This is a genomic window from Mycolicibacterium gilvum, assembly GCF_900454025.1.
Taxonomy (GTDB): domain Bacteria; phylum Actinomycetota; class Actinomycetes; order Mycobacteriales; family Mycobacteriaceae; genus Mycobacterium; species Mycobacterium gilvum.
On sequence record NZ_UGQM01000001.1, the window covers coordinates 388,465 to 406,151 of the forward strand.

The following is a 17,687-nucleotide window of genomic DNA, read 5'->3' on the forward strand; positions in this document are numbered from 1 at the left end:
GCGTTCCATTCTCGAAGGATCGACGGTCGCGGCGCCAGGGCCATTGGTCCCGGGTCGGATTCGGAGGTTAGGAGGGCCGGAGCAGGGGAACCCGTACTGCGAGGCGCGCTCGGTGCGTACACCGCTCGTACGCACAGTCCTGTTGCGCCCCAACCGAATCCAGAAGAGGTGTGTCATGAATCGTTCCCTGTTCGTGGCCGGCGTCGGATCGGCAGCGGCCGCGTTGGCACTGGGACTGTCCGGTGTCGCGTCGGCCGAACCCGAGGATCCGGCCCCTGTGGTGGACGGCACGGCCGCGGAGGCGCCATCCGCCGCCGACGAGGTGGCCGCGCTGCGAGCCGAAGGTAAGAGTGTCCAGGTCATCGGCAACGACAACGGAATGCTGGCGAACTGCGACGTCGTCAACACCACCGAAGGCGGCGAGGCCAACACGGTGGTGATGGAGGTCGACTGCGGCCTCAATTACCCGTAGCGCTGAGCACACACGACGAAGGCGCGGCGCCCCCTGGGGACGCCGCGCCTTCGTCGTGTGGTGATCGTCGGTCGACTCAGTCCTCGTCGGGTTCGGCGACCTCCGGGGCGACCTCACGTGTCGCCATACCGCCCTCGCGGCCGTGGTCGGCGGGGCCGGGCGGGGTCGGATCGTGCGCTTCGGTCGACTCGTCCTTCGAGTGTCTGCCCATGGTGATGTGGCCTCCGTTCTGTCGTCGCACCGGGTACCCCGATCGTCGGTGAATCAGACGTCGGCCGGGGCGTACGCTGCTGCTCGTGATCGAGATTCCCCTGAGCGAGATGCGCTCCTGGTTCGGTTTCGGCGTCGCGGGCAACTTTGCGGGCCATCTCGAACAGGCAGGTGAAGCCGTCGATTTCGTCAACGTGGCCAGTGAGGGCACCGCACCGAAGGGCATCTTCCCGTGGTACGCGCCCGGCTCGGACACGTTTCTCGGCGAGTTTCCGCTGTCCAACGACGCAATCGTGCTCCCGGCCGAGAGTCCGGAGTTCTCCGGACCGCTGAATCTGCAGATCGAGCCCGAGGTCGGGCTGGTCTGCCGCGTGGTGTGGGACGGCGACACGGTCGTGACGCTGCAGCCGTTCGCGCTGGGTGCGTTCAACGACTGCTCGATCCGCAGGCCCGGCGCGCCGAAGATCAGCCACAAGAAGAACTGGGGCCCGTCGTCGAAAGGCGTGTCCCCGGAGTTCTTCGACATCTCCGACCTCACGCCGGACGGTCCGACCGCCTCGCTGCGGCTGGTCTGTTTCCTCGACAGCGACGGCGAGGAGCGCGAGTACGGCGTCGACAGCCCCCTGATCGGCTATTCGTACTACGGCGAGGTGCTGCTCGACTGGATCGTCGAACGGCTCGCCAACCAGAAGGGCTCACCGGACACCCCACTGGAGGACGTCGGTGCCCTGATGGTCGCCTGCGGACACCCCGAGAACGTGCTGATCGGCATCGGGGCCACGCGCTACACGCCGTTGGGGGAGTCGACGTTCCTCAAGAAGGGCGACCAGGCGATCGTGCGGGTGTACGACACCGCGTCCGATGCCGCGGCGGAGTTGCGCCAGCACGTGCGGTAGTTCCCGAACTGTCGTTCTTACGGTAGCCGTCGCGGTTACCATGTCGCTGACATGACGAGCGACGATGTGACAGTGGCGGGCCAGCGGGCCCTGGTGATGGGCGCGAGCGGCAACGTCGGGGCGTGCGTGACCCGTCATCTTGCGGCCGGAGGCGCCGATGTGCGGGTCCTGCTGCGCCCGACGAGCTCCACCCGCGGCATCGACGGTGCCGACATCGACCGGCGGCTGGGCGATCCGTTCGATCCCGCGACGGCCGCCAAGGCGATGGCCGACCGTGACGTGGTCTATTACTGCATCGTCGACACCAGGGCCGAACTGAAGGACCCGGCGCCGCTGTTCGCGACGAACGTCGAAGGTCTGCGGAAGGTTCTCGACGTGGCGGCCGACGCGAACCTGGACAAGTTCGTGTTCCTGAGCACCATCGGCACGATCGCCGTCGGGGCTGACGGGGAGCAGGTCGACGAGGACACCCCGTTCAACTGGGCCGAGCGCGCCGGAAGCTACATCGAGTCACGCCGCGCCGCAGAACAATTGGTGCTCTCGTACGCCGCCGAGCGTGGTGTTCCGGCGGTCGTGGTCAACGTCTCGAATCCCTACGGCCCGCCGGACTGGCAGCCGCGCCAGGGCATGTTCGTGCAGATGGCGGCGCTGGGGAAGATGCCGTTCTACGTCCGTGGGGTCGGATCCGAGGTCGTCGGCATCGACGATGCCGCCGACGCGATGCTGCGCGCGTCGGTGCGGGGTCGCGTCGGGGAGCGCTACATCGCCTCCGAGCGGTTCATGACCCATCGTGAGCTGGTGACGACGGCCGCCGACGCGGTGGGGGCGCGCCGGCCGCGGATCGGCATCCCGATGGCTGTGGTGTACGGCTTCGCGTACCTGGCTGATGCGATCGGATCGGTTCTGCCCGTGCAGGTTCCGATGAGCCGGCAGAGTGCGTTCCTGCTCGCGCACACGTCGCCGGCGAGCCACGCCAAGGCGACCCGTGAGCTCGGCTGGACTCCGAAGCCCACCGAAGGGTTCATCGCGCGCGCCGCGGAACATTACGTGCAGCGACAGCAGGCCGGCGTCTAGCGTGGCCTGAAGACCTGTTGGGGCGCAGGCGGATCGGCGAGGATCGCAGGAAGGACGAACGTTCGGACATACCGGCGCGCGGTCTCGGGGTCCTCGATCCCGGGGATGACACCGAGCAGCATCGTCAGGGCGGCCGTGATCAGGAACTGGCCGACATCTCCGGCTTCGACGCCGGGGCGAAAGATCTCTTCGGACTCACCGCCGTCCGTCGCGGCGATCAGTTGCTCCACCTGTTCGGGAATCCGCGCGGCTCCGGCGACCAGGTGGGCGACGGTGCCCTCGTCGGTCTGCTCGGATAGCGTCCGCAGCAGCGGGTCGTGGATCAGCTCGGTGGCGACGATGACCAGCCCTTCGGTGAGAAGGTCTGCCAAGCTTGCATTTTCGGTCAGGCGGGCGCTGATTTCGGTCTGGTGCCTGCGGGTCTTGCGCTCTACCAGAGCCTCGAGTAGGAGGCGACGACTCGGGAAATGCCGGTATATCGCAGCACGGGAGTATCCGGCTTCGCGGGCGACGAGCTCCATCGTCGACGCCTGGAATCCCCGACGGAGTATCGATCGCTCCGCCGCGTCCATGAGCACCGTCCGGGCCTGATCCGAGGTGTTGCCGCCGCCGACGGGCCGTCCCCGGCGTCGGGCCGGCGAGGTCGATCGGCCGGATGCCGACGGTGCGAAGGGTTCGGAATCAGCCTCTGCCATCGCGCTCCACAGTATGCCGCCTCTTGTCTTCCGCGCGCGGTGCACCTATAAATAAACAAACCGCGTCATTTGTCTAAATATCGTGCGAGGAGCAGTCGATGGCACACCGACGGGCACGCCTGCTCCTGTCCGCTTCCGCCGCCGCGGCGATATCGGGCCTGCTGCTCATCGCCGCTCCGGCCGTCTCGGCCGAGCCGGACGGCGGGGGTACGGAGACCACGGTGCGGTCCAGTGCGAAGCCTGCGGACGGCGACGACCGGGCCGCAGAGGCTGATGACGCGAGTGGACCCGAGCGTACGGACCGCAAAGCCGGGTCGGACACCGACGAGGCGCCGCGCAAGCCGAGAAAGCCGCAGGGCGACAGGATGATTCTCGACTCACCCGACGCCGAAGCGGCCGAAGACCCCGAGACGCCGGAAGAAGCTGCGGACACTGAACGTGCCTTGACCGAGACCACGCAGATCGACCCTCTTCCCGAAGCGCCGCCGGAGACCTCGACCGTGGTCCCGGCGGAGCGCTCTGAGTCCACACCCACCGATCCGGTCCCGGACACGGACATCGACACCACGGCCCCGGGGGCGGCAATCGTGCCCATCGCGACGGTCGAAGCGACCGAAGCTAATCGAGCCTCCGAGGCCGGCGACCGCAGACCGACGCTGCTGAACGTCGTCGGTTCGCTGGTGCTGAACCTGCTCGTCGGTTTCATCCAGGTCATCGACGGGCCACCGGTCCTGCCTCCGAACAGCACGGTGACGGTGCGGACCTCGTCGCTGACCCTGCCGATCGGCGGCGGCAGGTCCGTCCAGGCGGACTGGTACTTCCCGGAGGAATACTCGTCGGGCCAACTCGACAGTGCCACGCGGTTGGTTTATCTGCAGCACGGTTTCCTCGCAAGCGGTCCCCTGTACAGCTACACCGCGGCACGGCTCGCCGAGCGCACCGGAGCGATTGTCGTCGCGCCGTCGCTGACGTCGAACTTCTTCGCCGCCGACGCCGCGTGGGTCGGCGGATCGACCATGCACCGCGCCGTGGCCGACCTGTTCGCCGGCGATCGTCCTGCCCTGACGCAAAGCGCCAGTGCGGCAGCCGGTTACGTAGTGAGACTGCCTGAGAAGTTCGTCCTTGTCGGGCATTCCGCCGGCGGCTCGCTGGTCACCAGCGCAGCAGGATTCATGGCCGACAACGGCGCGATCGACGCACTCACCGGGATCGTGATGCTCGACGGTGTGGAGCCCGCGGGGTCGCGCCTGGTCGGGTCGGCGCTGGCGAAGTTGCGCGGCAGCAGCGATCGGCCGGTGTATCTGATCTCCTCCGAACGCTACTTCTGGAGTCGGGGCGGAGACATGGCTGACAAGCTTCAACTCGCACGCCCCGGCAGGTTCAACGGCGTGGGTCTCCAGGGCGGCCTTCATATCGACTACATGGAAGGCGGAAATCCGCTCGTCCAGTTCGGCGAGTACGTCGTCGCGGGCTTCTCGCTGCGGCGCAATGTCGATGCGGCCTCTGAGATCACCATCGGCTGGGTTGACGATCTTTTCGCAGGAACCGCGGCCGGTGTCTACGGGTCCCCAGGTGACGTCGTTGCGGTCGTCACACCGTCGGGAACCGCGACTGCGGTGGTGCTGCCACTCGGTGAACCGGCCCGCCCGGTGTGGCCACCGCTGCTCGACGCGGCCCTGACCGCAGTGTTCGACTTCGCGGGGCGTCATTTGTTCGTCTACGAACCACTACGGGGATACGACCTGCAGCCGACAGGGTGACCGCTCTGGGTTGCCGGCAGTACGGGGCGGTACGCCCCGGGAGGATGGAATTTCACGCGCTCGCCAACCCGTCGGCCAGGATCGGTCCTGAGCAACGGTGCCGACCAGGTGTGTTCGGCCGTGGCCCGGTGGACGTGATCAGCAGCGCATCGGCGACGCTGGGCTGACCCCTGGTGCGGTGATCGCGTCGACCGCCCGTGCGAGCCGCGGGTAGAGGATCGCCGGCCCGAGCCAGCCCGCGACGAACCTGCGCAACTCAGCGCCTTCACGCGCCGGGTCACCCGGATCGACCAGGATCGAGTGGACCGTCCTGATGCTCAATTCGGCGAGCCGGTCCAGCCCTGCGGTGTCGAATCCGTGCTGCTCCCAATCGATGTCGAAGCGGTGCAGGATGGTGCGCGCGAACGTGAGGGCCGTGTCGGAGGTCAGCGACACCGCGCGCGCACCGTGGCGACGGGCGGTGACCAGCACTTCGAACTGGGGATCTCCGGCCAGCCGTTCCACGGCGGAGGCCACGCATTCGACCATCACCGCGACCGGATCCGTCATGCCGCCGACCTGTTTGGCGAGCCGGTCGAAGAAGCCGTCGGCAGCGCGCATCGCGCACGCGAGCCGGATCGCCTCCGGGTGGGGGAAGTAGCGGTACACGGTCTGGCGGGTGACACCGAGTGCCCTGGCGACATCGGCGATGCGCAGGACCGAGGCATCCGCGGCGACGAGTTCGTCTGCGGCATCGAGAATTCGGGCGATCGCCTCCTCGTCGGAGGCGGGCCACTGGCCCGACCAGCCCCGGCTACGCACCGAACTCGAGCTCCAGCGCCGTCGGGCCCGTCATCCCGAGCATCGGCTTCCACGGAGCTTCGCCACTGATTCGCGGATTGGGCAGACGGGCGGCGAGAATCCGAAGTGCTTCGGCGAGTTCGCGTCTGGCCAGATTGGCGCCCAGGCAGTAGTGCACGCCGCCCCCGAACGTCAGGATCGCCGGCGCCCCTTCCCTGCGCAGATCCAGCCGCTCGGCGTCGTCGTAGAGGGCCGGGTCGCGGTTGGCGGTGAAGGTGTTGACGAAGACGAAAGTCCCTGCGGGGAATAGGTACCCGGCGAACTCGACGTCGGCGACGACGATTCGAGGGGTGCCGCACACGACGGGGGAGTGGCGCATCGTCTCCTCCACGGCGCGCATCGCGAGGTCGGGCTGTTCGGCGAGCAGGGCCCACTGGTCCGGTTGTTCCCCGAGCGCCTGGACGGAGGCGGCCAGCTGATTGCGGGTGGTGTCGGTGCCCGCCATCAGCAGGCTCACCGCGAGCATCTGCAGTTCTGCGCTGCTCAGCCGGTCGCCGTCGTCCTCTGCCCGGATCAGCTCGGAGATCAGATCGTCGGTCAGGCGCGTGCGGCGGTCTTCGACCATCGCGTCGACGTAGTCGTCGAGGGCGTTCCATGCGCGCATGACGTGGTCCTGGCGGGCGGCGACGTCGACGCTGAAGCCGAACACCCGCACGACGTCCTCCGCCCACTGGGAGAACAGCCGCCAGTCCTCGCGCGGCGCTCCGAGGAGCGCGCAGATGATCGGGATCGGGTACGGCCGCGCGATGTCGGCGACGACATCGCATCCACCGGCGTCGACGACCTGATCGATCAGCTCGTCGACGACCGCGACGATGGTGTCGTGCAGCCGTTCGGTGGCCCTGGGCGTGAACGCCTTCGATACGAGCTTGCGCAGCCGCTGGTGTTCTGCCCCCTCCAGGCACAGCAGGCTGGACATCACCTTGTCGAACAGCGGTCCGGACGTGACGCCCTGGGCGGCGAGGTTGATCCCGGGCGGGATCGCGAACCGTGGATCGCGCAGCATCGCCCGGGCCAAGTCGTAGGACAGCACCTCCGGGCCCAGCGGTCCGACGGCGACCGGCGCGAGGGACCGCGCCTCCCGCAGACTCGGCCACACCTCTGCCGGGGTCGAGGACAGGTCGTAGGTCAACGCGGGCAGGTCGGCGTCGAAGACGTTGCGTGCTGTCGTGGAGGCGGTCATCGGGTGCCTTCGTCTCGGGAGGTTTGACGTATGCATGGAAACGTATGACCACGGCGGCTGCAGTGTGGATGAATCGACGAATTGGTCTGACATCGATGCATCGGGTGTATGTCCACACCGCGTCACAGCATGCGGGTGCGAGGATGGTGGCCCGTCCGCAGGCATGTTGTTGGGGGGCACGTGACCGACCACCTCGACACCGCACACCTCGCCGCGCTGTCGGCGGTCGTCGAATTCGGCAGCTTCGACGCCGCGGGCGCCCACCTGCACATCACCCCGTCGGCGGTCAGCCAGCGGATCAAAGCGCTGGAACAGCGAGTCGGGCAGGTACTCGTGCTGCGGGAGAAGCCCTGCGTGGCGACCCCGGCGGGCGCCCCACTGCTGCGACTGGCGGCACAGACCGCGCTGCTGCAGGCCGAGGCGCTCGCCGAGTTGCGCGGCGGCACCGCGGACCTGCCGAGGATTGCGCTCGCGGTCAACGCGGATTCGATGGCGACGTGGTTCACCGAGGTGCTGACGCGGCTGCCGCACGTGCTGTTCGACGTGCGGATCGAGGATCAGGACCATTCGGCCCGGTTGCTGCGCGAGGGCGTGGTGATGGGCGCGGTGACGACCGAACGCGCACCGGTGGCCGGCTGCCGGGTGCACGCCCTCGGGGTCATGCGCTACGTGCCGGTCGCCTCCCGCGACTACGTGGCGCGCCACTTCCCGGACGGGTTCACCCGCGAGGCGGCGTCGAAGGCGCCGTCGCTGGCATGGAATCGTGACGATGCACTCCAGGACCACTTGGTGCGCAAGGTGTTTCGCCGGTCTGTGCAGCGACCCACCCACTACGTGCCGACGGCGACCGGCTTCGGTGCGGCGGTGCACGCCGGGCTGGGCTGGGGGATGTACCCGATCGCGCTGCTCGACGGGTCGTTCGTGCCGATCACCGAGCAGCACCTCGATGTGCCGCTGTACTGGCAGTGCTGGAAGCTCGACAGCGCTGTGGTCGCGCAGGTGACCGCGGCGGTCGATGCGGCTGCGGCGGGGCTGCTCCGCGACAGGTGAGCGCGCCAGGGACAATCGCTGCATGGCCGCCGCAGTCACGATCCGGATTCTCGGTGTCGGCATGGGCCCCCAGCACGTCACGCCGGAGGTCGCCGACGCGCTGAACGGTGTCGACTACGTGCTCGCCGCCGACAAGGGCGAGGACGACGCCCTGCTCGCGCTGCGCCGGGAGATCGTGCGCGCCCACGGGGGCGCCGAGGTCCTCGGACTGCGCGATCCCGCCCGCGACCGGTCCGACGGTCTGAGCACCGGGGCCTACGAGTCGGCGGTCGCCGACTGGCACGACGCGCGCGCCGCCCAGTACGCGGACGTGCTGCGCCGCCGCGGGGGCACGGCCGCGTTCCTGGTCTGGGGAGACCCGTCCCTGTACGACTCGACGATCCGGGTCGTCGAGAAGGTGCGCGACCTGCTCGGCCCGGACACCGACGTCGACTTCGACGTGCTGCCCGGAATCAGTGCACCGCAACTGCTGGCCGCCCGGCACCGCATCGTGCTGCACGAGGTGGGCCGACCGGTGCACATCACCACCGGACGCCGCCTGCAGGAGGCGGTCGCCGCGGGCCTCGACAACATCGTCGCGATGCTGAACCCGGCACCGGACCGGCTGGACTTCACCGGACTGGACGACTGGGCCATCTGGTGGGGCGCCAATCTCGGTGCGGCAGGGGAGCGGCTCGTGGCAGGTCGGGTGGGCGACGTGCTGCCCGCGATCGCCGACGCCCGCGCGGCGGCCCACGCCGACGACGGCTGGGTGATGGACGCCTTCCTGATCAGGCGGACACGGTGACCGGTCTTCTCGTCGCGGGCACCACCAGCGACGCCGGCAAGACCGCGGTCACCACCGGACTGTGCCGGGCGCTGGCCCGCCGCGGCGTCAAAGTCGCGCCGTACAAGGCGCAGAACATGTCCAACAACTCGATGGTCTGCACGGCCGTCGACGGCGCCGGCGCGGAAATCGGTCGCGCGCAATGGGTTCAGGCTCTTGCCGCGCGCGCCACTCCGGAGCCTGCGATGAACCCGGTGTTGCTCAAACCGGGTAGTGACCGCCGCAGCCACGTGGTGCTGATGGGACGCCCCTGGGGTCAGGTGTCCTCCTCGGACTGGCTGGAGGGGCGCCGGGCGCTGGCAACGGCGGCGCACGCCGCGTTCGACGATCTGGCGGGCCGCTACGACGTCGTCGTGGCCGAGGGTGCCGGCAGCCCCACCGAGATCAACCTGCGCGCAGGCGATTACGTGAACCTCGGGCTGGCGCGTCACGCCGGCCTGCCGACCGTCGTGGTCGGAGACATCGACCGCGGAGGGGTGTTCGCAGCGTTCTTCGGCACCGTCGCGCTGCTCTCGCCGCCGGATCAGGCACTGATCGCGGGGTTCGTGGTCAACAAGTTCCGTGGCGATGTCGCGCTGCTGGAGCCGGGGCTGCGCGATCTGGAACGTCTCACGGGTCGCCGGGTGTACGGCACCGTGCCCTGGCACCCCGACCTCTGGCTGGATTCCGAGGACGCCTTGGATCTGCAGGGCCGACGGTCGGCACAGTCCGGTGCCCGCCGGGTCGCGGTCATCCGGCTGCCGCGGATCAGCAATTTCACCGATGTCGACGCGCTCGGTCTGGAGCCCGAGCTCGACGTCGTCTTCGCCTCGCACCCAGGCGGTCTCGCCGACGCCGATCTGGTGGTGCTGCCGGGCACCCGTGCGACGATCGCCGATCTGGCCTGGATGCGGTCACGCGGTCTCGACTCCGCGGTGCTCCGGCACGCTGCTGCGGGCAAACCGGTGCTCGGGATCTGCGGTGGCTTCCAGATGCTGGGGACGGTGATCCGCGATCCGCACGGGGTCGAGGGAGCCACCACCGAGGTCGACGGCCTCGGCCTGCTGGACGTCGAAACGACATTCGGGCCCGACAAGGCACTGCGGCTGCCGAGTGGTCAGTGGCTCGGTGCGCCCGCGACGGGCTACGAGATCCACCACGGGCGGATCACCCGCGGCGACGGCGTCGACGAGTTCCTCGCCGGCGCGCGCCGCGGTCAGGTGTTCGGGACGATGTGGCACGGCGCCCTCGAAGGTGACGAACTGCGGTCCCGATTCCTCGGTGAGGCACTGAATCTCGCGCACTCGGGGGTGTCGTTCGCCGACGCGCGGGAAGCCCGTCTGGATCTTCTCGGAGATCTGGCCGAACGCCACCTCGACGTCGACGCGCTTCTGGAACTGGCCAGAACCGGTCCTGCTCCGGGGCTTCCGTTCCTGCCCCCGGGAGCGCCCTGATGCGCGTCCTGATCCTGGGTGGCACCGCGGAGGCCCGGGCGCTCGCCGAACTCCTCACCGCGGACGGCATCGACGTGATGTCGTCGCTCGCCGGCCGGGTCGCCGACCCGCGCCTGCCGGTCGGTGAGGTCCGCATCGGAGGCTTCGGCGGAGTCGACGGTCTGTGCGCCGCGGTGAGGGACTACACGGCGGTCGTCGACGCGACCCACCCCTTCGCGAAACACATCTCGGCCAACGCCGTGGCCGCCTGTGCGGAAGCGGACACACCGTTGGTGCGCCTGGAGCGGCCCGGCTGGGCCGAACGTTCGCAGGACTCGTGGCACTGGGTGGACACCCACGAGGAGGCTGGGGCCGCCGCGGCGCGACTGGGCGCGCGTCCCTTCCTGACCGTCGGCCGTCAGGAGATGCACCGCTTCGTCCCCGATCTCGGTGACCATGCGGTGTTGGCCCGGGTGGTGCAGGCCCCCGAGTCGCCGCTGCCGGCGGCGTGGCGGTTGCTGACCAGCCGCGGTCCCTACGAACTGGCCGGCGAGCTGGTGCTGATGCGCGAGCACGCCGCCGACGTGTTGATCACCAAAGACTCAGGCGGAGAACACACCTGGCCCAAGATGGCGGCCGCGGCGACCCTCGGCGTCCCTGTCGTCGTGGTGCGCCGCCCCGCCCGGGCGCCCGGTGTGCCCACCGTGCACACCGTCGCCGAGGCTGCTGCCTGGGTGCGTCAGACCGTGTAGTCGTCGGCGACGGCCAGGGCCGCGTCGAGGATCCGCAAACCCTCGGCCACCTCGTCGTCGGTGACATTGCACGGCGGAACGGCGTGGATGCGGTTGAAGTTGGCGAACGGCAGCAGGCCGCCGGCCTTGCAGGCGGCCACGACCGCGGTCATCGCCGGACTCGAACCGCCGTACGGCGCCAACGGTTCCCGGGTCTGCTGGTTCGCGACGAGCTCGATGGCCCAGAACACGCCCAGGCCACGGACCTCGCCGACCGACCGGTGACGGGCCGCGAGGTCACGCAGACCGGGGCCGAGCAGGTCGCGCCCGATCCGGGCGGCGTTGTCGACCATGCCCTCGTCCTCCATCGCGGTGATGGTCGCCACCGCGCACGCGCACGCCAGGGGATGGCCCGAGTAGGTGAGACCGCCCGGGTAGGCGCGCTCGGCGAAGCTCGAGTAGATCGCCTCGCTGATCGCGACGCCACCGAGCGGCACGTACCCCGAGGTGACCCCCTTGGCGAACGTGATCAGGTCCGGGACGACATCGAAATTCTCGATGGCGAACCACTTTCCGGTACGGCCGAAGCCGGCCATCACCTCGTCGGCGATGAACACGATGCCGTGCCGGTCGCAGATCTCGCGCACCCCGGCCATGTATCCGGGAGGGGGCACCATGATGCCGGCCGTTCCCGGCACCGACTCCAGGATGATCGCCGCGATCGTCGACGGACCCTCCATCCGGACCAGCCGGTCGAGGTGCTCCAGCGCGCGCTGGGCCTCCTGTTCCTCGGTCTCGGAGTGGAACGCCGACCGGTAGAGGAACGGACCGTCGACATGGACGATGCCGGCGTTGCCGTGGTCGTTGGGCCAGCGGCGCGGGTCGCCGGTGAGGTTGATCGCGGTCTCGGTGCCGCCGTGGTAGGAGCGGTAGCGGGACAGCACCTTGTAGCGGCCGGTGTGCAGGCGCGCCATGCGGACCGCGTGCTCGACGGCGTCGGCGCCGCCGTTGGTGAAGAAGATCCGGTTCAGCTCGCCGGGGGTGCGCTCGGCGATGAGGCGCGCGGCCTCGGAGCGGGCGTCGTTGACATGTTGCGGGGCGACCGTGCAGAGCTTGGCGGCCTGATCGGCGATCGCGGCCACGACTTTCGGGTGCTGGTGGCCGATGTTGGTGTTCACCAGCTGTGACGAGAAGTCGAGCAGCTTGTTGCCGTCGCCGTCCCACACGTACGAACCCTGGGCGGCCAGCACCGTCATCGGGTTGATCTGGGCCTGTGCCGACCACGAGTGGAAGACGTGCTTGCGGTCGAGTTCATAGGCTCGCCGACCGCGGTCGATGGCGGAGTCGACGTCCTCGCCGGTCGGCAGGGTGCGCATCGTCGTGCTTGTCATGTCGAAAGTCCTCGCCGGTCAGCTGTTTTCGGGGAATCCGAGGTTGATGCCGCCGTGGCTGGGATCGAGCCAGCGGGTGGTGATGGCCTTCTGGCGGGTGAAGAAGTTGACGCCGTCCATGCCGTGGGCGTGGCTGTCACCGAACAGCGAGGCTTTCCAGCCGCCGAAGCTGAAGTAGGCCATCGGGACCGGGATGGGGACGTTGATGCCGACCATGCCGACCTCGACCTCGTTCTGGAAGCGGCGGGCGGCGCCGCCGTCGTTGGTGAAGATCGCGGTGCCGTTGCCGTAGGGGTTGGAGTTGATGAGTTCCAGGGCCTGGTCGTAGGTGTCGACGCGGAGCACGGAGAGGACGGGACCGAAGATCTCGTCGGTGTAGACGCTCATGTCTGGGGTGACGTTGTCGAGCAGGGTGGGGCCGAGCCAGAAGCCCTCTGAAAGACCGGAGTTGCCGCCGCCGATCTCTACATTGCGGCCGTCGACGACGACTTTGGCGCCGTCGGCTTCGCCGGCGTCGATGTAGGAGGCGACCTTGTCGCGGTGGGCCTGGGTGACCAGCGGCCCCATGTCGGAATCCTTGGTGCCGTCACCGATCTTGAGCGGCGTGGTGCGCTCGGCGATCTTGGCGACCAGATCGTCGGCGATCGGGCCGACCGCCACGCACGCGCTGATGGCCATGCAGCGTTCGCCGGCCGAGCCGAACCCGGCGTTGACCATGGCGTCGGCGGCCAGGTCGAGGTCGGCGTCGGGCAGGATCACGGCGTGGTTCTTGGCTCCACCGAGGGCCTGGACGCGCTTGCCCGCCGCGGTGCCGGTGGCGTAGACGTACTGAGCGATGGGGGTGGAACCGACGAAGGACACGCTCTTGATCGCGGGGTTGGTGAGCAGTTCGTCGACGGCGGTCTTGTCGCCGTGCAGGACGTTGAACACCCCGTCGGGGAGGCCGGCTTCCTTCCACAGCGCCGCCAGCCACAGCGAGGCCGACGGATCCTTCTCCGACGGTTTGAGCACCACGGTGTTGCCGCAGGCGATCGCGATCGGGAAGAACCACATCGGGACCATGGCGGGGAAGTTGAACGGGGAGATGATGCCGACCGGCCCCAGGGGCTGGCGGATCGAGTAGACGTCGACCTTGGTCGAGGCGTTCTCGGTGTAGCCACCCTTGAGCAGATGGGGGATCCCGCAGGCGAATTCGACGACTTCCTGGCCGCGCGAGACCTCACCCAACGCGTCGGAGACGACTTTGCCGTGCTCCCTGGTGATGATCTCGGCGAGTTCGCCCTTGCGTTCGTTGAGCAGCTCTCGGAAGGTGAACAGGACCTGGGTGCGTTTGGCCAGCGAGGTGTCGCGCCAGGCCGGGAACGCCGCGGCTGCGGCGTCGATGACGGCCCGCGCATCGGTCACCGAGGCCAGCGCGACCCGGCCGGTCGTCTCACCGGTGGCCGGGTTGGTCACCGGCGCGGTCGCGTCCGAGGCGCCCGCGAAGGGCGCATTGTTCATCCAGTGCGAGATCGTCTCAGCCATGCACTCATTCTGCGACGGCGGAGCGTGCCGACGGGGTGACGATGTGTATCGACCTGTCCGTTCGCGAATACACTGTGTAAATGCTGACGCTGGCCGATGTGCTCGCGCTCCCCGTGGTGCAGCGGGGCAGGCCGGAGGTGCTGAGCGCCTGTCGCCGGGACGACACGATCCGCTGGGTCCACGTCAGCGATCTCGCGGACCTCTCCACCCTGCTGCAGGGTGGGGAACTGGTGCTGACGACGGGCGCCGCGATGGTCCGGTCCCCGCGGACGTACCTGCGCGGGCTGGCCGACGCCGGTGCCGTCGGCGTGGTGGTCGAGGTCGGGACGGTCGTGCCCGAGTTGCCGCCCGGTGTCGGGGACATCGCCGAACAGCTCGATCTGGCATTGGTGGTCCTGCATCGAACGGTCCGCTTCGTCGAGGTCACCGAGGCGGTGCACCGGATGATCGTGGCCGAGCAGTACGACGTCGTGGAGTTCGACCGCCGCGTCCACGAGACCTTCACCGATCTGAGCATGAAACGGGCCTCGCTGAGCGGGATCGTCGACGCGGCCGCCAAACTGCTCGATGAACACGTCGTGCTGGAGGATCTCTCGCACCAGGCGTTGGTCGCCTCGACCGGCATCCCGGCGGAATTGCTCGCCGATTGGGAGCGTCGGTCCCGGCGCAGTCCCGGCGACGGTGTCGACGCCGAGCCGTGGTCGGCCACCGACGTCGGTCCGCGGTTCGAGCAGTGGGGCCGTCTGGTGGTCCCCTACGCTCCCGCCGACGCCGCCCGTGCGTCCACGGTGCTGGAGCGTGCCGCGTCCGCGCTGGCGATGCACCGGATGGTCGAGCAGAACCGCACGGGCCTGCAGCACCAGGCCCAGAGCGGGCTCATCGACGACGTCCTGCGCGGCCGCGTCGTCGACGACCGCGACGTGGCGGCGCGCGCCCAGGCGCTCGGTCTGCGCGGCGGCGGGCAGTTCTTCCCGGTCGTCGTGCGCGTCGAGCGGCCGGGGCGGGTCGGGGACCCGGTCGCCGGTCACCGTCGCAACGTCGCCGTCCTCGACGCGGTCGCGCACACCGTCAACGCCTCCGGTCACACCGGGCTGTTCTCGCTGCGCGGTGACGGAGAAGTCGGTGCTGTGGTGGCACTGAGGGATTCGCGGACGCGATCGGCCGAGCAGACCTTCGGTGCACTGGCACGCAGAATCCACGCGGAGATCCGCAGGGTCGACGGCTCCGACCGGGTCGTCGTCGCGCTCGGACCGTCTGCACACGAGGTCACCGACGCCATCGCAGGGCTCGCCGAGGCGACCGACACCGCCGAGGTCGCGCTGTCTCTGAGAGGAGACGTCCGTGAGTTCTACCGGACCTCCGACATCCGCCTGCGCGGCCTGATCGCGCTGCTGCGGGACGACCGGCGGATCCAGCGGTTCGCGGAGACCGAGCTCAAGGCGCTGTTGGTGCACGACGCCGGCGCCGAGCCGTCGAGCCTCTCGGTGCTGCGCGAGTACCTGCGTCTGGCCGGCAACAAATCGGCACTCGCCGAGCGCCTGCACATGAGCAGGCCCGCCCTGTACAAGCGGCTGCGGGGGATCGAGGATGCGCTCGGGGTCGATCTGGACGATGGCGAGTCGATGACCTCGCTGCACGTGGCGGTCATGGTGCTCGACAGCCTCACCGGCAGCGGCTGAACTCCTCGCCGTGGCGTGGCTTTCTAGGATGTCCGGGTGAGGATCCTGGTGACCGGCGGCGTGCGCTCCGGTAAGTCCCGCCACGCCGAGGAGCTGCTCGCCGGCGCCGGGCACGTCACCTATGTCGCGCCGGGTCGGGCCGCCGACGGCACCGACCCCGACTGGGACGCGAGGGTCTCCCGCCACCGTGCCCGCCGGCCCGCGCACTGGCGTACGGTCGAGACCGCCGACGTCGCCGTCGCGGTGCGCGACGCGCAGGGGACGGTGCTGGTCGACTGCCTCGGCACCTGGCTGACCGCTGTTCTCGACGACAACGGGTTGTGGGACAAGGGTTCCCGGAAGGCGACCGACGAGGTCGAGATCCGGGTGACCGCCCTGTGCGACGCGCTGACCGGTGCGGCCGAAGCCGTGGTGGTGACCAACGAGGTCGGACTCGGTGTCGTCCCGTCGCACCGGTCCGGCGTGTTGTTCCGGGACCTCCTGGGCACCGTGAACCAGCGGGTCGCGCAGGTGTGTGACGAGGTCCACCTGGTGATCGCCGGGCGTGTTCTCACGCTCTGACCGTCAGCGCGGCGGCTCGGGAACGTCGGCCTCCCACCGGGCTCGTCGCTGCGCGTCGCTCTGCTCCCACCACGGTGGCGAGCCCCGCTCGCCCAGCGCGGTCTTGGCCGCCTGCACACCCGCACGCGACGCCGCCTCCCCGTCGGTGCCGCGGGTGCGCCGCACGTCGCGTCGCCACGCCATCAGGATGCGGGTCAACTCGGCGCGACGCTGCTCGGGGATCGCCGGATCTGTTGCCCGCCAACGTCTCCCGTTGATCACGACGTAGTGGCCGTCATCGGTCTTCGGTGGGTCAGAAGGCATAGCGGATCCGGCAGTCCGGCAGCTTCTCGGCGACCAGGTCGGTGAGCTGGCGCACCCAGCGTCCTTTCCACCCGGTCCGGTAGCGGACGTTGAGCTGCCCGTTCTGGCTGCGTTTGGGTTGCTGCAGGTCGGGCCGCCACAGCAGGTCCTCGGCTTTGGGGTGCCACCCCAGGTTGATGTCGTGCAGGCCCTCGTTGTGGGTCAGGAAGATGATCTCGGCGGCGAGCTGGCGGCGGGTGCGTTCGCTGGTGTTGTCGGCGATCTGTTCCAGCAGCTCGGCCCAGTCGGCGCGCCAGGTCTCGTGCACGATGACCGGGCTGAAGTTCAGGTGGACCTCGTAGCCGGCCTCGACGAAGTCATCGAGGGCCGCGATGCGGTCGGCGACCCCGGAGGTACGGATGTCGACCAGCCGCGACGTCTCGCCCGGCATCAGGCTGAACCGGATGCGGGTGCCGCCGCGTGGCTCGTAGGTCAGCAGATCCGGGTTGACCAGCTTGGTCGCGAAACTGGCCTTGGCGTGGGGCAGTCGCGCGAACAGGGCGACGAGGTCCGCGACGTTGTCGGACACCATCGCGTCGACCGAGCAGTCACCGTTCTCGCCGATGTCGTAGACCCAGTCCACCGGATCGCACTGGTTCGGCTCGGGTTTGACGCCTTGGCGGGCGGCATGACGCTCGAGGTAACCGACGATCTCCTCGATGTTGGTGAACACCGTGATCGGGTTCGCGTAGCCCTTGCGCCGCGGCACGTAGCAGTACGCGCAGGCCATGGCGCAGCCGTTCGACGTGGACGGCGCGATCCAGTCGCTGGACCGTTCGTTGCGCCGTGCGGTCAGGCTCTTCTTCTCGCCGAGGACGAGCACCTGCTGCTTGATCCGCACCCAGTCCGCGATGTTGCCCGCGTTGCCGTACAGACCCGGTATGGCCTGATGGGACGGCACCTCGATGCGCTCTGCGTCCGGGAAGCGAGCGAGCACCTCGGCAGCGCGCGGGGACCCCTCGATGCCGGGCTCGTGGTAGATCCGGGTGATGTCGAGGAGGCGCTCCGCCAGGGGCGTCGCAGTCATGGACGGTCAACGAT

General features: G+C 69.2%; 18 protein-coding genes. 10 read left to right on the plus strand and 8 right to left on the minus strand.

Going from position 1 to position 17,687, the window contains the following annotated elements; all coding sequences use genetic code 11:
• Positions 1-175: 175 nt before the first annotated feature.
• Positions 176-472, plus strand: a complete 297-nt coding sequence (locus DYE23_RS01760; protein WP_115326330.1) for a hypothetical protein — start codon at positions 176-178, stop codon at positions 470-472.
• 76 nt (positions 473-548) lie between these two features.
• Here the strand turns inward: DYE23_RS01760 and DYE23_RS31685 are convergent, their stop codons facing one another.
• Complete coding sequence (locus DYE23_RS31685) at positions 549-683, minus strand: hypothetical protein (RefSeq protein ID WP_264032950.1); 135 nt, start codon at positions 681-683, stop codon at positions 549-551.
• A gap of 85 nt (positions 684-768) precedes the next feature.
• Here DYE23_RS31685 and DYE23_RS01765 point away from each other — a divergent pair, with 85 nt between their 5' ends.
• Positions 769-1,578 carry a DUF5718 family protein gene (locus DYE23_RS01765; RefSeq protein ID WP_115326331.1) on the plus strand — a complete coding sequence of 270 codons (810 nt, stop codon included), beginning with the start codon at positions 769-771 and terminating at the stop codon, positions 1,576-1,578.
• A gap of 51 nt (positions 1,579-1,629) precedes the next feature.
• Complete coding sequence (locus DYE23_RS01770) at positions 1,630-2,652, plus strand: NAD-dependent epimerase/dehydratase family protein (RefSeq protein ID WP_115326332.1); 1,023 nt, start codon at positions 1,630-1,632, stop codon at positions 2,650-2,652.
• On the opposite strand, the gene DYE23_RS01775 is transcribed toward DYE23_RS01770, so the two are convergent.
• On the minus strand, positions 2,649-3,347 hold the full coding sequence (locus DYE23_RS01775) for a TetR/AcrR family transcriptional regulator (protein WP_115326333.1): 699 nt from the start codon (positions 3,345-3,347) through the stop codon (positions 2,649-2,651). The genes DYE23_RS01770 and DYE23_RS01775 overlap by 4 nt on opposite strands.
• Before the next feature lie 98 nt (positions 3,348-3,445).
• Here DYE23_RS01775 and DYE23_RS01780 point away from each other — a divergent pair, with 98 nt between their 5' ends.
• Positions 3,446-5,107 carry an alpha/beta fold hydrolase gene (locus DYE23_RS01780; protein ID WP_011891366.1) on the plus strand — a complete coding sequence of 554 codons (1,662 nt, stop codon included), beginning with the start codon at positions 3,446-3,448 and terminating at the stop codon, positions 5,105-5,107.
• A 138-nt stretch (positions 5,108-5,245) separates the two neighbouring features.
• Here the strand turns inward: DYE23_RS01780 and DYE23_RS01785 are convergent, their stop codons facing one another.
• Both DYE23_RS01785 and DYE23_RS01790 read right to left on the minus strand, forming a co-directional pair.
• Positions 5,246-5,908 carry a TetR/AcrR family transcriptional regulator gene (locus tag DYE23_RS01785; RefSeq protein ID WP_115326334.1) on the minus strand — a complete coding sequence of 221 codons (663 nt, stop codon included), beginning with the start codon at positions 5,906-5,908 and terminating at the stop codon, positions 5,246-5,248.
• Positions 5,901-7,130: a cytochrome P450 gene (locus tag DYE23_RS01790; protein ID WP_115326335.1), complete on the minus strand. Its 1,230-nt coding sequence runs from the start codon at positions 7,128-7,130 to the stop codon at positions 5,901-5,903. The genes DYE23_RS01785 and DYE23_RS01790 overlap by 8 nt, the downstream gene beginning before the upstream one ends.
• Before the next feature lie 180 nt (positions 7,131-7,310).
• On the opposite strand from DYE23_RS01790, the gene DYE23_RS01795 reads away from it, so the two are divergent.
• From DYE23_RS01795 to DYE23_RS01810, 4 genes are read left to right on the plus strand one after another with little or no spacing between them, the layout of a single operon-like run.
• Positions 7,311-8,180 carry a LysR family transcriptional regulator ArgP gene (locus tag DYE23_RS01795; RefSeq protein ID WP_115326336.1) on the plus strand — a complete coding sequence of 290 codons (870 nt, stop codon included), beginning with the start codon at positions 7,311-7,313 and terminating at the stop codon, positions 8,178-8,180.
• A gap of 22 nt (positions 8,181-8,202) precedes the next feature.
• Positions 8,203-8,967 carry a precorrin-6A synthase (deacetylating) gene (gene cobF / locus DYE23_RS01800; RefSeq protein WP_115328834.1) on the plus strand — a complete coding sequence of 255 codons (765 nt, stop codon included), beginning with the start codon at positions 8,203-8,205 and terminating at the stop codon, positions 8,965-8,967.
• Positions 8,964-10,439 (plus strand): cobyric acid synthase, encoded by a 1,476-nt coding sequence (locus tag DYE23_RS01805; RefSeq protein ID WP_115326337.1) that lies wholly within the window; start codon positions 8,964-8,966, stop codon positions 10,437-10,439. The genes cobF and DYE23_RS01805 overlap by 4 nt, the downstream gene beginning before the upstream one ends.
• Positions 10,439-11,170 (plus strand): cobalt-precorrin-6A reductase, encoded by a 732-nt coding sequence (locus tag DYE23_RS01810; RefSeq protein WP_115326338.1) that lies wholly within the window; start codon positions 10,439-10,441, stop codon positions 11,168-11,170. The genes DYE23_RS01805 and DYE23_RS01810 overlap by 1 nt, the downstream gene beginning before the upstream one ends.
• Here the strand turns inward: DYE23_RS01810 and DYE23_RS01815 are convergent.
• Both DYE23_RS01815 and DYE23_RS01820 read right to left on the minus strand, forming a co-directional pair.
• Positions 11,158-12,540 (minus strand): aspartate aminotransferase family protein, encoded by a 1,383-nt coding sequence (locus DYE23_RS01815; RefSeq protein ID WP_013470457.1) that lies wholly within the window; start codon positions 12,538-12,540, stop codon positions 11,158-11,160. The two genes, DYE23_RS01810 and DYE23_RS01815, sit on opposite strands and share 13 nt — an antisense overlap.
• 18 nt (positions 12,541-12,558) lie before the next feature.
• Positions 12,559-14,064, minus strand: a complete 1,506-nt coding sequence (locus tag DYE23_RS01820; protein ID WP_013470458.1) for a CoA-acylating methylmalonate-semialdehyde dehydrogenase — start codon at positions 14,062-14,064, stop codon at positions 12,559-12,561.
• 80 nt (positions 14,065-14,144) lie between these two features.
• Between DYE23_RS01820 and DYE23_RS01825 the strand changes: the two genes are divergently transcribed.
• Together DYE23_RS01825 and DYE23_RS01830 are read left to right on the plus strand one after the other, a co-directional pair.
• Entirely contained in the window at positions 14,145-15,743 is a 1,599-nt protein-coding gene (locus tag DYE23_RS01825) for a PucR family transcriptional regulator (protein WP_115326339.1), read from the plus strand.
• Between the two features lie 36 nt (positions 15,744-15,779).
• Positions 15,780-16,304, plus strand: a complete 525-nt coding sequence (locus tag DYE23_RS01830; protein WP_115326340.1) for a bifunctional adenosylcobinamide kinase/adenosylcobinamide-phosphate guanylyltransferase — start codon at positions 15,780-15,782, stop codon at positions 16,302-16,304.
• A gap of 3 nt (positions 16,305-16,307) precedes the next feature.
• Here the strand turns inward: DYE23_RS01830 and DYE23_RS01835 are convergent, their stop codons facing one another.
• On the minus strand, positions 16,308-16,607 hold the full coding sequence (locus tag DYE23_RS01835) for a hypothetical protein (protein ID WP_115326341.1): 300 nt from the start codon (positions 16,605-16,607) through the stop codon (positions 16,308-16,310).
• Entirely contained in the window at positions 16,597-17,673 is a 1,077-nt protein-coding gene (locus DYE23_RS01840) for a spore photoproduct lyase family protein (RefSeq protein WP_115326342.1), read from the minus strand. The genes DYE23_RS01835 and DYE23_RS01840 overlap by 11 nt, the downstream gene beginning before the upstream one ends.
• Between the last annotated feature and the right edge of the window lie 14 nt (positions 17,674-17,687).

What these genes read in the sequence shown, in the direction of transcription:
- DYE23_RS01810 (WP_115326338.1), top strand. Translation starts at nt 10,439, where the DNA reads ATGCGCGTCCTGATCCTGGGTGGCACCGCGGAGGCCCGGGCGCTCGCC.
- DYE23_RS31685 (WP_264032950.1), bottom strand. Translation starts at nt 683, where the DNA reads ATGGGCAGACACTCGAAGGACGAGTCGACCGAAGCGCACGATCCGACC.
- DYE23_RS01760 (WP_115326330.1), top strand. Translation starts at nt 176, where the DNA reads ATGAATCGTTCCCTGTTCGTGGCCGGCGTCGGATCGGCAGCGGCCGCG.
- DYE23_RS01780 (WP_011891366.1), top strand. Translation starts at nt 3,446, where the DNA reads ATGGCACACCGACGGGCACGCCTGCTCCTGTCCGCTTCCGCCGCCGCG.
- DYE23_RS01840 (WP_115326342.1), bottom strand. Translation starts at nt 17,673, where the DNA reads ATGACTGCGACGCCCCTGGCGGAGCGCCTCCTCGACATCACCCGGATC.
- DYE23_RS01770 (WP_115326332.1), top strand. Translation starts at nt 1,630, where the DNA reads ATGACGAGCGACGATGTGACAGTGGCGGGCCAGCGGGCCCTGGTGATG.
- DYE23_RS01815 (WP_013470457.1), bottom strand. Translation starts at nt 12,540, where the DNA reads ATGACAAGCACGACGATGCGCACCCTGCCGACCGGCGAGGACGTCGAC.
- cobF (WP_115328834.1), top strand. Translation starts at nt 8,203, where the DNA reads ATGGCCGCCGCAGTCACGATCCGGATTCTCGGTGTCGGCATGGGCCCC.
- DYE23_RS01820 (WP_013470458.1), bottom strand. Translation starts at nt 14,064, where the DNA reads ATGGCTGAGACGATCTCGCACTGGATGAACAATGCGCCCTTCGCGGGC.
- DYE23_RS01825 (WP_115326339.1), top strand. Translation starts at nt 14,145, where the DNA reads ATGCTGACGCTGGCCGATGTGCTCGCGCTCCCCGTGGTGCAGCGGGGC.
- DYE23_RS01775 (WP_115326333.1), bottom strand. Translation starts at nt 3,347, where the DNA reads ATGGCAGAGGCTGATTCCGAACCCTTCGCACCGTCGGCATCCGGCCGA.
- DYE23_RS01835 (WP_115326341.1), bottom strand. Translation starts at nt 16,607, where the DNA reads ATGCCTTCTGACCCACCGAAGACCGATGACGGCCACTACGTCGTGATC.
- DYE23_RS01790 (WP_115326335.1), bottom strand. Translation starts at nt 7,130, where the DNA reads ATGACCGCCTCCACGACAGCACGCAACGTCTTCGACGCCGACCTGCCC.